Origin of the sequence: Psychrobacter sp. M13 (assembly GCF_030718935.1) — a bacterium.
In the GTDB taxonomy this organism is placed as follows: Bacteria; Pseudomonadota; Gammaproteobacteria; order Pseudomonadales; family Moraxellaceae; genus Psychrobacter; species Psychrobacter immobilis_G.
This window is the reverse complement of the sequence record NZ_CP132194.1, coordinates 1,085,501-1,100,480: the sequence shown is the minus strand read 5'-3', so window position 1 is coordinate 1,100,480 and position 14,980 is coordinate 1,085,501. Positions and strand designations below refer to the sequence as shown.

The 14,980-nt window shown below is 42.4% G+C and carries 12 protein-coding genes; 7 read left to right on the top strand and 5 right to left on the bottom strand.

What is annotated here, in order from left to right; all coding sequences use genetic code 11:
- Positions 1-213: 213 nt before the first annotated feature.
- On the bottom strand, positions 214-759 hold the full coding sequence (locus tag Q9G97_RS04625; RefSeq protein WP_305899902.1) for a rhodanese-like domain-containing protein: 546 nt from the start codon (positions 757-759) through the stop codon (positions 214-216).
- Positions 760-896: 137 nt separating this feature from the next.
- On the opposite strand from Q9G97_RS04625, the gene Q9G97_RS04620 reads away from it, so the two are divergent.
- The 5 genes from Q9G97_RS04620 (at position 897) to cydB (ending at position 5,378) form a co-directional block, all read left to right on the top strand.
- Entirely contained in the window at positions 897-1,250 is a 354-nt protein-coding gene (locus Q9G97_RS04620; protein WP_201613354.1) for an IS630 transposase-related protein, read from the top strand.
- Positions 1,177-1,743, top strand: a complete 567-nt coding sequence (locus Q9G97_RS04615; protein ID WP_305899901.1) for an IS630 family transposase — start codon at positions 1,177-1,179, stop codon at positions 1,741-1,743. Before Q9G97_RS04620 ends, Q9G97_RS04615 begins: the two co-directional genes overlap by 74 nt.
- Before the next feature lie 250 nt (positions 1,744-1,993).
- Complete coding sequence (locus tag Q9G97_RS04610) at positions 1,994-2,458, top strand: hypothetical protein (protein WP_305899900.1); 465 nt, start codon at positions 1,994-1,996, stop codon at positions 2,456-2,458.
- Between the two features lie 398 nt (positions 2,459-2,856).
- Positions 2,857-4,362: a cytochrome ubiquinol oxidase subunit I gene (locus tag Q9G97_RS04605; RefSeq protein ID WP_305899899.1), complete on the top strand. Its 1,506-nt coding sequence runs from the start codon at positions 2,857-2,859 to the stop codon at positions 4,360-4,362.
- Entirely contained in the window at positions 4,362-5,378 is a 1,017-nt protein-coding gene (gene cydB / locus Q9G97_RS04600; RefSeq protein WP_305899898.1) for a cytochrome d ubiquinol oxidase subunit II, read from the top strand. The genes Q9G97_RS04605 and cydB overlap by 1 nt, the downstream gene beginning before the upstream one ends.
- A 269-nt stretch (positions 5,379-5,647) precedes the next feature.
- Here the strand turns inward: cydB and murU are convergent, their stop codons facing one another.
- Both murU and Q9G97_RS04590 read right to left on the bottom strand, forming a co-directional pair.
- Positions 5,648-6,376 carry an N-acetylmuramate alpha-1-phosphate uridylyltransferase MurU gene (gene murU / locus Q9G97_RS04595; RefSeq protein WP_305899897.1) on the bottom strand — a complete coding sequence of 243 codons (729 nt, stop codon included), beginning with the start codon at positions 6,374-6,376 and terminating at the stop codon, positions 5,648-5,650.
- Between the two features lie 57 nt (positions 6,377-6,433).
- On the bottom strand, positions 6,434-7,564 hold the full coding sequence (locus Q9G97_RS04590; RefSeq protein ID WP_305899896.1) for an aminoglycoside phosphotransferase family protein: 1,131 nt from the start codon (positions 7,562-7,564) through the stop codon (positions 6,434-6,436).
- Positions 7,565-7,927: 363 nt separating this feature from the next.
- Here Q9G97_RS04590 and Q9G97_RS04585 point away from each other — a divergent pair, with 363 nt between their 5' ends.
- Both Q9G97_RS04585 and Q9G97_RS04580 read left to right on the top strand, forming a co-directional pair.
- Positions 7,928-10,897, top strand: a complete 2,970-nt coding sequence (locus tag Q9G97_RS04585) for an LPS-assembly protein LptD (protein WP_305899895.1) — start codon at positions 7,928-7,930, stop codon at positions 10,895-10,897.
- A gap of 77 nt (positions 10,898-10,974) precedes the next feature.
- Complete coding sequence (locus tag Q9G97_RS04580) at positions 10,975-12,384, top strand: peptidylprolyl isomerase (protein ID WP_305899894.1); 1,410 nt, start codon at positions 10,975-10,977, stop codon at positions 12,382-12,384.
- Positions 12,385-12,473: 89 nt separating this feature from the next.
- Here Q9G97_RS04580 and Q9G97_RS04575 read toward each other — a convergent pair whose 3' ends face one another.
- Positions 12,474-13,100, bottom strand: a complete 627-nt coding sequence (locus Q9G97_RS04575) for a hypothetical protein (RefSeq protein ID WP_305899893.1) — start codon at positions 13,098-13,100, stop codon at positions 12,474-12,476.
- 495 nt (positions 13,101-13,595) lie between these two features.
- The gene (locus Q9G97_RS04570; RefSeq protein ID WP_305899892.1) at positions 13,596-14,771 is read right to left on the bottom strand and encodes an endonuclease/exonuclease/phosphatase family protein; all 1,176 of its coding nucleotides are present in this window, start codon (positions 14,769-14,771) and stop codon (positions 13,596-13,598) included.
- Positions 14,772-14,980 lie beyond the last annotated feature (209 nt).

Below are 14,980 nucleotides of genomic sequence, written 5' to 3'. Positions count from 1 at the left end.
GAACAAGTGTGTCATGTAAATAAACTAGGGCATATAAACAATTAAGCATTTGTTAGTATGCCCTAGACTCATCCTATTCAGTCCATATAATGCACAGACATTTAGTACACACCTATTATTTTGATTAGCCTTATCCAATTAACTCGACTTAATTAGCCCAAACAACGCTTTACTATCAATGATGTAATAATCCTTTGGTTACAGTACTGAGAATTAAGGTTTATTAATTTTGGTGGCATCAAGCGTTGATGACCACGGCAGTTTTGAGTTTTGCCAACCATTCATTATGCGAAACCCTTTCATGACACCTTGCTTGACCGCGCTGCCCTGAAAACCATGGTCGATGTACTTTACATTGGTGAATCCTTGGGTTAATAAATAGTCAGCGCTTGGCTTACCACGCTCCGAGCCTGAGCGGCACATAGTCACTATTAAAGCGTCTTTATCAAGCCCCTTAGCCTTGAGCGCCTCTTCAATATCACTAGCAAAGTCCGAATTGCTGCGCATAGCAAAAACAGCCTTATCCTCATTGAATTGAGTGCGATCAACCGACTTAAACGGGATATTGATATCGACAGCATCGGTAAACCCGACGAACATAATCTCTACAGGATCTCTGATGTCAATAAATAGCAACTGATCAGGATCTTGTTGCACTAAGCGCCAAACCTCATTGGGTGTCACTGATAGCGCATCGTCTGCATGAACATATGAGCTTAGACCAAACATAATAAGTAGCGATAACATAATAACTTTCATTTTTCCCCCTAGGAGCGCTTAAGCTATTTCAGCTATAGGCATGACTCCAATCTTAACTTTTAGACTAGTTAGCTATAGTCAGTCTTTTATAAATAAGATACAATTGTTTTAAAACAAGCGAAATGGTATAAGAATATATGACCTATTCAGCAGACTTCCGAGCTCAAGTGATCAAAAGTGTTAAAAGTAAAGACATGAGTATTCGTGAAGCGTGTACTTTCTACAATATTAGTAAAACCGCATTACAGCGCTGGCTGAAAAACCCAAGTATCAAACAAACTCGGAATAAACCACCCAGTAAAATACCTAATGACGTGCTATTAAAAGATGTTGAACAGTATCCAGACGATTATATGTATGAGAGAGCACAGCGTTTAAATTGTAGCAAATCAGGCATTGAGATTGCCTTAAAGCGCCTTGGTATCAGTCAAAAAAAAGACCTTAGAACATCCAAAAGCATGTCCAATCAAAAGAGCGGAATATCAGAGTAAGCTTGATCGTTTTATGAAGCAATGCTATCCCATCGTTTTCATGGATGAAAGCGGCTTTGAGGCTGAAACCATTCGCCCTTACGGCTATGCGCCCATTGGAACGCCTTGCATTGGTAGCTACAACTGGCAATCAAAAAAGCGTACTAATGTTATCGGGGCTTTGTATGAAAAGATGCTGTTTGCGCTTGATTACTTTGAGCAGAATATTAATGGTGACATATTCTACCACTGGTGCAAACACACACTCATTCCAAGCCTTAAAACCAAATGCGTAATTGTTATGGATAATGCTCGATTTCATAAAAACAAACGCATTCAAAAATTACTGAACAGACATGGCCATCGTATTCTATGGCTGCCACCCTACAGTCCTGATCTTAATCCCATAGAGAAAAAATGGGCACAGGCAAAATTTCTACGCCAAGGGTGGATGGAGAATGATCTACCTAAACTGTTTCGTGATATGGGATGTATCTCTTTTATTCTGGATTAACTATATGTTTAATTTTTTTATTAAATAACTGTAATAAATTCACTATAGCATGTTACTATATGTAAATACATTATATATTTATATATTACTATTATTTATCTAAATATATCTAGGGTCTGTTAAACATAAAGTAGTGTTACCTCTTACACTTATGCTTACACATACATTATCAGCATTATCTTTCGACGGCTGTTTGCCTTAAAGAGTGAAGTAATAGCCGATAACTTTGTACAACAATGAGAGAAATATTATGAAAAGAATCCTTATTACCGCCCTAAGTGCTGCTATTACTTTTTTAGCAGCTGGCTCTGCTTCTGCTGAAGAGACGCGCTCTGTCAAAGCATTAACGCCTCCTTTACTAGTGATCGTCACCTCAGATGACGCGCAAGTACAGCTGATGTCAATGGTACTGACGATGCAATCAGCACAGCAGGGCGCTGCCACTCGCGTACTACTGTGCGGCCCAGCTGGTGATATGGCGCTACGCGATGCTCCATCTAGTGTGACTATGGGTCAGCCGCCCAAGAACATGAGCGCTCAAGGCTTAATGAAAGCTGTTATGCAAAAAACTCAAACTCAAGTCGAAGTTTGTGCCATCTACTTACCTAGTAAAGACCTTGATCAATCGGCATTAATCGATGGTGTTACAGCAGCTGACCCAGCAGATATTGCTAAGGTTATGATTGATAGAAATACGAAGATAGCCAGTTTTTAGTAAATGGCTCATTGAGTATTTTAAAGAGTGCTTTGGTATTTCAACAGCTGGTTTATGACCATTAGGTGTGTATTTATAACAGGCTGTTACTTGCGACATAGTGCTGCTAGGCGCATAATATATCGACATTAAAAGATAGCAATTTATTGATTCTATTAACGGGTGGTTGTTGAATTATAGGGATATCAATTCGACACTTTAGCTAAATGTTACTTACTTGCATTTAGCTAGTATCCATTCTCAGCTCACGAATATTTGGCTATTGCCCGTGACATTTGCCGCTCCCTATTATTAAGATCTGTTTGATCTTTCACAAATAGTTACGACAATTACGGACAGTTACTTGCGCATATCATGGAAGCTTGCGCCACTTAGCTAACAGATAAAGGTAACCGTTTATGTTCGCTGCATTTATGATCGACCAAATGGACGCGCTAATACTAGCGCGAATCCAGTTCGCTTTTGTTATCTCCTTTCACATTGTTTTTCCCGCCTTTTCTATCGGGCTTGCCAGCTTTTTGACGGTATTAGAATTTCGCTGGCTGAGAACGGGTGAGCCTATCTATGCCGAAGTCTATAAGCACTGGGTTAAGATATTCGCCGTAGTGTTTGGACTAGGTGTAGTATCAGGCGTTGTGATGTCCTATCAGTTTGGGACTAACTGGGCCGTGTTCGCAGATAAAGCAGGTAACGTCATAGGTCCATTATTAGCCTATGAAGTATTGACCGCGTTTTTCTTAGAAGCCTCATTTTTGGGTATTATGCTCTTTGGTTGGGGACGGGTTAGTAAACGCATGCACTTTGCCGCAACAGCAATTGTGGCTATAGGTACGCTGATATCGGCTACTTGGATTTTGTCAGCCAATAGCTTTATGCAGACCCCACAAGGTTTTATGATAGGCGCTGATGGCCTCTTGTATCCAACCAACTGGCTTGAGATTATATTTAACCCCTCATTCCCCTACCGTCTTGCGCATATGGTGACGGCAGCATTTTTGACAACTGCCTTTGTCATCGGTGGTATCGGTGCTTACTATATCCAGTCCAAAAAGCATACTGATCATCGTAAGCATGGTCAGGTTATGCTGGGTATGGCGATGATTATGGCTATTTTTGTCGCACCTGTCCAGGTATTTATTGGTGATGAGCATGGTCTAAACACGCTTGAGCACCAACCAGCAAAAGTTGCGGCGATGGAAGGTATCTGGGAGGATGAGCGCGGAGCTGCATTACGTCTTTTTGCGATTCCTGATCAAGACAATCAGACTAACAAGTACGAAGTTAAAATCCCTTACGTCTCAGGTTTGATTTTGACCCATTCATTAGATGGAGAGATCAAAGGGCTTAAAAACTGGGCACCAGAGGATCAACCCCCTGTCGCTATTGTGTTTTGGGCATTTCGAATCATGGTTGCTATTGGCACTTTGATGGTATTTGTCGGTCTGTTCAGTATTTATAAATACTTTAAAAAACAGCACTATAACCCGCAAAGCAAATGGTTTCACCGTGCATGGATGGTGATGACGCCTATGGGATTTATCGCGATACTTTCAGGTTGGTTCGTCACTGAAGTAGGACGTCAGCCTTGGACGGTCTATGGTGTTATCCGTACCGCTGAGAGCATGTCGCCCATTGCAGCCCAGCAAGTCGCCACGACACTCATAGGTTTTATTGTTCTGTATATTTTCGTTTTCGGTGCTGGTAGCTTTTATATCTTACGTCTAGTCGCCCAAGGACCTAAGCCTTATGAGGATCCTGCTGATGACAACTTCTATGAGCATTCAATTACGGAAGGTCAAGGTCGTACACTAAGCGGTGATAGTAACGCTGCTGAAAAGACTAAAGGTGATGCTGAGGATTTAGATACGCCTGCTGATGATGTCGATGATGGAGGGCTACGCTAATGTTTAATTATGGTGATGTATTAGACTTACCGCTGATTTGGGGCGGCTTGATTGCACTATCGGTCTTTATCTATGTGCTGCTCGATGGTTTTGATTTGGGCTGTGGTATATTATTCCCCTTTGCAGGGTCAGATAAAAACCGTAGCCGTATCATGAACTCTATCGCCCCATTTTGGGACGGTAATGAGACATGGCTGGTACTGGGTGGTGGTGGTTTATTTGCCGCGTTCCCAGTTGCCTATGGCATTATAATGAGTGGCTTATATTTGCCCGTTACCTTTATGCTGTTTGGTTTGATTATGCGCGGGGTGGCGTTTGAGTTTCGCTTCAAAGCCAATACCCGTCGTCATATATGGGATACGTTTTTCTTTGTAGGCTCTGTTACGGCCACTTTTTTCCAAGGCATTATGCTCGGTGCTTTAATACAAGGTATTGAGGCAAGTAATCGCCTTTATAGTGGCGGACCCTTCGATTGGCTAACCCCATTCGCCATTGTTTGCGGTATTGCAATGATTATCGGCTATGCACTGCTTGGCTCGACGTGGCTTATTATCAAGACTGAGCATAAGCTGCAAGTATGGGCGCGCAAGGTATCTGGCTGGATACTCTCAGCATTAGTGGTCGCTATGGTCGTTGTGACCGGCTTTATGTTTTTCTCTGACATCGATGCTCTAGAGGGCTGGTTTAGTTTCCCAGGACTGCTATACCTAGCGCCTATGCCGATTATCGTATTATTGCTTTTCTTTTTTATGCGTAAAGATCTCACTAGCGACCGTGAATATCGTCCTTTTTTATTGACAGTTGGGTTATTTTTGATGGGTTATATTGGGGTATGTTTTGCGATATTCCCTTATATCGTGCCTTATCAGATGACTATTTATGAGGCGGCGGCGGCGGATACTTCGTTATCGTTTATGTTGATTGGCGCAGGTATTATGTTACCTATTATCTTGAGCTATACCGCGTTTGCTTATTATACTTTCAAAGGCAAATCCAATCATGAGCCTATGTACTGATAGCGTTTTGGTAACGGTATAAATACAGTTGCCAAAATAACTAACAATCTAGAGGTTATAATGAAAAATCTTAGTAAAAAACAATCGCAGTGGGTCTGGTTTATTGGTTTGTATATCGGTGGGTTTTTGGTTGTGTTTATTTTCGCGCAATTGATTAGATTGGCGATGGGTGTCTGAAAACTTATAGACCTAAATATTAGTGTTTAATATCAAAGCTAAAAAAAGCAGCATTGACTAGTCAATGCTGCTTTTTTATTGCTATTTATTATTCAGACTCCGCGATGCTGGCTAATATCATGGCTGTTGATAAACTCATTTACTTGCTCTAGGCGCTCAGGCGTACCGACATCTACCCAGTTATCAGTAATGATAGCAGCGGTTACTTGAAACTTAATCATAGCCTTACATAGTAAGGGTGCCAGTGCAGCCGCTTGACCTGTAACTATGCCATCAAGTAGACGCGGCGATAGCACGCTAATACCAGCAAAAGTGTATTTATCCGCATCGCCAATGGCTTGCTCGCTAGCCAAGCCATTATTAACAGCAAAGTCACCGCCATTATTGTGCTGTGGATTATCGATTAATAATAAATGCGCCATTTGATCAGCCCCAAGCTCATATTCTTGCAACTGTGCAAAATCGTAAGTTGTCCACACATCAGAGTTAATTAAGATAAAAGGCGCGTTTTGCAATTTATCCGTTTGTAGCGCGTGAAATATCCCGCCTGCGGTCTCAAGTGGCTCGCCTGCCTCTACTGACCAGTGTAGACGTACACCGAATTGCGACCCATCACCTAACTCATCCATAAGCTTGTCCGCTAGATAAGAGGCATTAATCGTAATATCAGTGATGCCTGCCTCTTGTAGCGCTTTGATATGCCAGACGATAAGAGGCTGTCCGCCCACTTCTACTAGAGGCTTCGGCGTCTTTAGAGTCAATGGACGCAGACGCGTGCCCTTGCCTGCTGCTAGTATCATAGCCTGCGTTATTACCGCCATGCCTGCTCCTTATTTATAATAGTATTGAATATAGCTCTCTTAGATCGACCAATATAGCTAAATATATTGCTGCACAAACTTCGACTGACAAGTCGGTAATACCGTCTCTATTAACCATTTATTAAAAGGTTTTATTGCTACTATCAGCTCATCACTACCCTGAGTTTCAAGCCACTCCAGCTCGAACATCAAGTCATCTAATACTTTGGGGATATTTGCCAAATAGCGACTCTTACCATCGCGTTGAAACAGACGAATAAAAATCCCTAAGACCTTTAGTTGACGTTGAACACCCATAATATTGACATCATGCTCGAACTGCTCAGCACTGGCCGCTGTTGGCAGATTAGCCCGCTGTTGCAATTGCCAATAATCATAAATCCACTGTGATACTTGGGGCTCAGGCCACTCTACATAAGCGTCACGCACTAGTGATACTAAATCATAGCTATAAGCGCCAATCACCGCATCTTGAAAGTCTATAACGCCCAATTGAGCATTATCAGCCTGATCTTGCATCAAGTTACGACTGTGATAGTCACGATGTACAACCACTTGCGGCTGCGCCAAAATCTCTTTGATTACCGCAGCTTTTAGCGCGTTCCAGATATTTTGGTCTAACTCCACTTCGATATAAGGCACAAACCAGTCGCGAAAAAGATCCATCTCACGGTTTAGGAGCGCCGTGTCATAATCTGGCAACTGATACTCAGACTTGACGACATTCGTATCTAAGCGCTGAAGCGCTATCAAGGTTTGCATGGCTAACTGATAGTGCTTATCCACCTGCTTATGAGTCGCCTCTGGCAATAAATCAGCAAACTCTACAGAGCCAAAATCTTGTAATACCAAGAACCCTTGTTCGATATCTTGTGCTATCAGCTTTGGCACATTTATCGCAGGTGTCATTATTTTGGTGACTTTGATAAACTGCTGCATGGCGTCTTGTTCATCTGCTGAGTCCATAACCATGTAACGGCTGGCACCTGCATCTACATTCTCATTAACCAGTTGCAGGCGATGATAGCGGCGAGCACTGGCATCCCCAGGTAAGCTCGTTAGAGTATAGGGCTGCTCAAACACTTTTTGCAACCAGCTATGTAATTGTTGCAGGCGGCTACACGTTATCGCGCTATTATCGTCAGCTGTGCTGGCAGTAGCATCAAGGCTAAAAGGCTTATTTGTCATAAAAAAATTCACAAGTTAAATATAATGATAAATCAGGCAAATACTTGCTAAAATGGCGAACCATTTAGACTATTCACTTAGGCTTATTACAAAAGACCTTTTCTATAATGATCTAGAGCGTGCCCTCACTTTAAAAATGAGGTCAATAATAAAAGTTGCTCAATAGTGTAGCTGATTTGGTTTTTTTTGACTATCATAAGTCGTTAATATTTATAGCCGTACAAACTATAGTCTTACATGGCAGCAGTGTTTATTCGTTATTGCTTGTTCGTTATTATCTAATCGTTATATTGTTGCTGTTTATAAATGATAAAGTGTTATTTTGATCATCATCCACGAAGCTTTACAATCATAGGTGCGCCCTTGTTATATTCTCCGCTGTATCAAAGCATTCGCCTGATCTTATTTGGGGCCTTGAGTTTGACTGGGCTAAGCGTAGCTGCAGCTGACGTCGTAAGCTCCGATCTGCAAACTGCTGCGCCTCTGATTACCGATAGCCCAACTTTACTAGCTAATGCTCAAAATGATCTGACTGATGATTTGATTACGGATAGCTCATACAGCGCTTTAGCTGAAAGCGCTATACCTGTGACTGCCATTACTAACAGCGCTAATGACGCGGATACTGTAGTGATATCTAGCCAAAACGATACGGCTATTAATGCTAATAAAGTAGTTAATGACGACCCAGTTAATGACAAGGCTTTGAATGCAGATGATGAAAGTATTCAAGATAGCTTGGTACGCTTGGCTGAATTTTATCAGTTAAAGCCTGAGACAAGCTTCGATGATAAAGGTGATCAATCTGTAAACGAGCAGTCGACTACCGACTCAGGTAAGCTGAGCTCAACTCTACAACCCGTAGGCAGAGACCTAAAACTGCTACCCAATGCAATCGATAGTGCTCAGCGCTGCGAGGGTCAATGGGTCTATCCTAATAGTAATCCCAACTATCAACGTGCGGTCAATGAAGCTAATAATAGGCTGAATAATGGGCAGGCGGCTATTGATCCTGCGAATCTGCCGAACAGTAAGGCATCGCTGTTTACTGAGTCTGATTATGGCTACTATAATAATATTAATTACGCTGAGCTGTCAGGTAATGTCATTATCGATCAAGGCACGCAGCATATCGAGGCCGATAAAGTCGTATTAGACTTGACTACAGGGGTTGCAGCCGCTCAAGGTAAGGTCATGTTTACCGATCAAGCGATAGGCAATGGTGCCAATAGTCAGGTTAATAATAGAAACCAGCCTGCCGCTTTTAGCAATCCAACGGCTTTTAGAAACACTAACCGGCAAACACCTGTTACCCAAAAAGTAGCTCAAGGCGGTCTAATTGGCGTAGCAGATAGTTTAAACTATAGCACCCAGACAGGGCAATCAACCGCTTATGATGTGGCTTTTGCCAGCGTACCGTTACAAGCGCATGGTTACGCCCAGCAGCTAAATCGTCCCAATGAGAGTCAATACGAGCTTGATAACGTGATGTTTAGCACCTGCCCGCCCACTGATCGTAAGTGGCAGCTTGATGCAAAAAGTATCGACCTAGATACGGATACGGGTCGTGGCGAAGCCTATAATACTACCTTTCGCATAGCTGATGTGCCTGTCTTCTATCTGCCTTATTTTAATTTTCCGATTGACTCAAGGCGTAGCAGCGGGTTTTTATTACCTAATGCCAGCGTTGGTAGTGAGAACGGTGTTGAGATTGATATTCCATATTATTTTAATCTAGCACCCAATTATGATGCGACGCTTAACACTCATATCTATACCAATCGTAACCCTATGCTCTCAGGTGAGTTTCGCTATTTAACCCAAGATTATGGTTCAGGTATTTTTAATGGCTCATATTTACCTAATGATAAAGAATACGATGGTGAGGATCGCAATAGTTTTTTCTATGATCATTATTGGTCATCAAGCGATATTCCACGTTTAAGCGGTGATGCCAAGTATAGCTATGTCTCAGACGCTGACTACTTAAACGACTTTGATACACTAGGGCTATCAGATAATACTGTAAACCTGCCTAGACGCGCGCGGCTCAACTACTATAATGATTTTGTGAATGGCGAGCTGAAGGTTGAGACCTTTCAGACGTTAGATGCTTTTAATAATAATGGCGAACCTTTACAAGACAAGGACAAGCCCTATTCACGCCTGCCGCAGTTGACCCTTGACTATCGTCTACCGTGGGCAAAAGCGTTCGATATAACGGGGGTTCATGATTCCGCTTACTTCAAAAAATCTATCGATGATGGCTCAGAAGCTGAAAAAAGTGGCGTCCGTGTCTATAATAAGCTTAGCGCCGCTTACCCGTTAGAGTCCGCTTGGGGTTATATCAAACCTAAGCTGAGCGTACAGCATTTATACACCTCATACGATCAAGATAGCTTAGCAGATAATGAGCTTAGTGAAGATGATGGAAGTCAATCGGTGCTAGTGCCACAAGCTAGTATCGATGCAGGCTTACATTTGTATCGTGCTGGTTCTCCGTTTGGGGCGTTTGACGATACTATGGGTGGCTATCAGCTCCTAAGTCCCCGCCTAAAATATACATATTCGCCGTTTAAGAATCAAAACGATATTCCAAACTTTAACACTCGCATTGCTTCTATTAACTATGAGCAGCTGTTTTCAGACAGCTGGTTCTTAGGACACGATCGCCTGCAAGACTTGCACGCCATAACGCCTGGGATTAATTATCGTTACATCGATGCAACGGGGGTGACACGTTTCGATGGTAGCATTGCAGAACAATTCTATATCGACGATGGTCGCGTGACCTTAGATGGTGATCAGCAGTTATTCAATAGCTCATCATCAGGCATGGTTTGGGATTCGAGTATTCAGCCTTACAATAATCTTTGGGTTGATGTGAGCGGTGCGCTAACAAGTGACTATGATTTAAACTTTATCACCACTGAACTGCGCTATCAGCCTTCTAACAATAGTTTATTCAATGTTGGCTATATCAAGCGCGAAAGTGATGAGAATACTAACCAGCTGCCATTATCCGCGATTACTGCCTCTGCAGTATTTCCTGTAAACAATAACTGGCGCGTGATAGCTCAAGGCCAATATGATCACCGCCGTGATAAGATGTTAGATGCTTTAGTAGGGATTGATTATGAGGATTGTTGCTTTGGTTTTGCTGTTTATGGTCGACGCTACTACAATGATTTAAATGTAAGAGATGAGCCAACTCAAGCGGTAATGGCTGAGATTAGATTAAGCGGTCTAGGCAGTGGCGATAGTCGCTTGACACGCCTACTCACTGATAAGGTATTGGGCTTTGAGCCTGTGCAAAGCGCGTGGAAAGATTAGTGATTATCAAAAACTATTATTAAATAACATATGCCGTTAAATCATCCTATTTTAAGATCACAATAATAAGGAACATTATGAGTATTTTTTCTTTACGTCAGACTAGTCGTGCTGTACTGATCGCCATGAGTGCTGGTAGTGCTTGCTTATTTTTGGGCGTCAATGCTCAAGCGGCAACGGTGAATAATCAGGCCGATGCCACCACAAATAACAGTGCTATGGCGCAAAATACAGCCAATCGTCTGAGCGCGGCTACTAGCACCGATGGTATTATTGCTCTGGTTAATGACAACGCTATCTTAAAGAGCGACTTAATCGAGGCTATAGAACAGACGCAAGCACGCGCTACAGCGGCAGGCCAACCCTTAGCTAATTCAGCGCAGCTACAATCTGAGGTACTTAACGCGCTGATATTGCGTGAGTTGCAGTTGTCATTAGCCAACCGTGCTGGCGTTAAGCCTGACGAAGCAGCCATCAATCAGCGCTTAGCACAAATTGGGCAAAGCGAAGGTGTCAATAGCCTTGCCGCCCTGCAACAACGCTTAGATGCCGAGCAACCTGGCAGTTATGCCGCTTTACGTGCGCAGCTGATTGAAGACTCCGCTATTCAGTCTTTGCAGCAGCGTCAAGTGGGTAGTCGGGTGCGTATCAGCGAGCAAGATGTTGATTCATTTTTAGCCTCTCCTGAAGCTAAACGCTTGAACCAAAGTGAGTATCAAACCATTCATGTGCGTGTGCCATACATAGATGATTATAGTCGTCTATCGCAAGCTCAGCGCGATGAAGCTCTAGCAGTAGCTCAAACTTTACGTAGTCGTCTGCAAGCGCCCAATGTCGACGTAGCCGCTGCTATAGCGGCTGTACAAAGCAGCTATGCTATTAATATACAAGGTGGCGATATGGGCTACCATAAAGCCGCATCGCTACCGACTGAGCTATCGAGCGAGATCACTAAGCTTGACGTTGGCGCAGTCAGCGCGCCATTGGTGACGCCTGAGGGCATAGATATCATTAAGCTTGCGAACAAAAAGTCTAGCGACAAAATGATCGTACCGCAGTGGCGTGCCAGTCACATCCTAGTCAAAGTAGATGACTTGCAGACGGATGCGCTAGCGGAGCAAAAGATTAATGACCTATATGAACAACTGCGTCAAGGCGCTGACTTTGCAGGATTGGCCTCTACTTATTCAGATGATCCAGGCTCAGCAGGGCGCGGTGGTGATCTGGAATGGGTCAGCGAGCAAGATATGGTCGGACCTTTTGAGGCGACAATGAAAAACACGAGCGTTGGTGATTATTCAGCGCCATTCAAAACTCAATTCGGCTGGCATATCTTAAAAGTAGTCGATGAGCGTCAATATGATGCTAGCGATGAATACCGTCGTGATATGGCTCGTCAGGCATTGTATCAGCGACTAGCGCCGCAAGCTCAAGAGGATTGGCTGCAAGAGCTACGCGCCAGCTCCTACATTCAAGTGCTCGAATAAATAACAATGTAGAAGCGCTCAATAAAAAACGGCTTATCTAATAGATAGGCCATTTTTTTTGCACTAAAAAACTGCGACTTTATCACAAATTATCGTGATATAGACATCTGATTGGGATCATAGTTGCGCAAATCAAACTCTGCATCAAATGCATTGCCAAAGCCAACGATAGGTAGGCTCACTATCGCTTTATTTGAGGTAGTGAATTTGCTAAATAAAGCAGCTTCAATATTACTATTAGCAGGTTTGAGAATACCATCTCCGCTATCTTGCATCCGATAAATAGCAAATTGATTATCAAAACGAATACGCACATCGCAAGAAGGCAAGCAAACCACTGCCCCACCTGCAATTATACTGACTGACTCTACAATAAAGTTATTTACCAGTTGTTTTTTAAGCTCAACTCTTGGTATAGCTCGAAGATTAGTATTAGGTTCTATAAAGCTATTAATCGCATTATTATTGGCAGTTACTGAAAAGATAGTATCATCAGTTTCACTAGAGGAATAACGCCAATTGCTTTGTATCTCTGGATCAACAGGTTGATTTGGATTGGTCACTGTACTGCCAATACCAGCACCTGCCGCTCTTGCCGCATCCAAGTCATCAAAACCACCGCAAGCGCTCAACCCTATTACTGATAGGGATAATAGTGTGGGTAGTAAGGTTGACCTCGTCACTGGCTTTAAAAATGATAAAAAGTCTGTTTTCATTACGACTCCAATGATGGTCAGCTTACAAAGTGCAGTTAACTTAGAAAATACAGTTGGCTTAGAAAATACAATTAGCTCATAAGCTTTTACTCTAAGGTATAAAACCAATTTAAGCAATTGTTTAGAGCTTTATAATTATCCAATATTACCAACCTTTAAATAGTATTGTTACCTGCTTTAGATATGCCACACTTAGCACAATCATAAAACCAATCGATAAGAAAAAACCCAAACCTTGGGCAATAGGTTTGGGTTTTAGGCAGTTTATCGTATAATTATTATCTCATCCTTGCTGACTTATCCTAAGTCATAAACGTAAGCTTAGCTAATGCTGCCAACGCCTCAACACGTTATCCTTAACGCTCCTTGTGCTGATAGGAGGTATTATAGATCAATCACTCCTACTCACCTAGACGCTAAAGACCCCTTTGTCTGTACGCTTTTGCTTACAATCAAGTCATATAGATCATTCATAATAAAGTGCTAATGCATTGCTTAAGCAGATTTACAGTTAGCGTCTTGTTGACCCCTTTTTATAGTCTCCTCTGCATGCTCTTTAGAAACCTTACGACCTTCCTTTTTGCCCTCCTTAATTTTATTCTCCGTCTCTTTAATGTCCTCTGCATCTTTTGTCGGCGCGTTTTGCTCCTGTTGCCTAATCTCTTCAGGCTCGTACTGCAAGGTAGTTAATACAGGAAAATGATCAGAACCGATTGATGGCATGCGTTTGATATCCACTACCGTAAAGCAGGCACTATGGAAGATATGGTCAAGTGCCCAGCGCAAGAACGGATACTTAACATGAAAGGTATTGATAAAATGGCGGCCAATACGTGGATCAAGTAGGCCTGAGATACGCTGAAAACGCCGCGTCGTCTTTGACCACGCCACATCATTCAAGTCGCCCGCTAAAATCGCAGTCTGATCATTATCATAGATATGACGCCCGACCATTAGCAGCTCAGCATCACGAGTCGTTGACTTATCAGCTTCAGTTGGACTTGGCGGCATCGGATGCAGACAATATAGCCAAATGACTCGGCCACTTGGCAAGCGCATTTGACTATGAATAGAGGGGATATCATCGATCATTAGATACTTAACCTGAGGATCTATAAGCTCAAGCTTAGAGTATAGATGCATGCCGTATAGATTGTCTAAAGGCACTTTGACCGTATAAGGATAATCAGCTTCAATGACGCTTAGCGCTTGCTCCCACTTTTTATCACTCTCAAGGGTAATCAAAATATCAGGCTGCTGTTCATTGACTAAATCGATGAGTTTTTGAGTCTCATTGTTAGGGGTTAGTACGTTTGAGACCATGATTTTGAGCTGATGAGTGCTATCGCCATCCGCTTTGACTTTAGCTTCTTGTACCTCTTTTTTCCACAGTCGCGTATAAGGCAATACCATACGCAGCTGAAAGCCTAACGAGACGCTAAGGGCGACGAACAATGTCCACTCTTTAGCTTGCCACTCTAATCCAGAAACTAACGGCCCAAAAAGCAACATGCAAAGCCAAGCGCTAGCACCCAGTACCAGTATTTGAATACGAGGGAATTCAACCGCTCGCACCCACCAGTTATCTAAGCGTATCCAGCCCCAAATGGTGACAAAAATCACAAATCCTGCCAGTAGCTGCACAGCATAATATATAAAAATAAAATCCATGAGATTTATGAACCCGTTATTGAAGTAGTAGCAAAAAGCTAATAGTAAAATATTATAATTTTAAGATCTATTGTGCACGATGTTAGCGCTTTATTGTGTAGCTATTAAATAAATAATTAAAAGTTAATAGCTATCAAACTAATTTATGACTAAAAATGTTAGAAATTATTCGTAAACGTCTTGCTTTTTAAGGCTATTCACGGCATTGT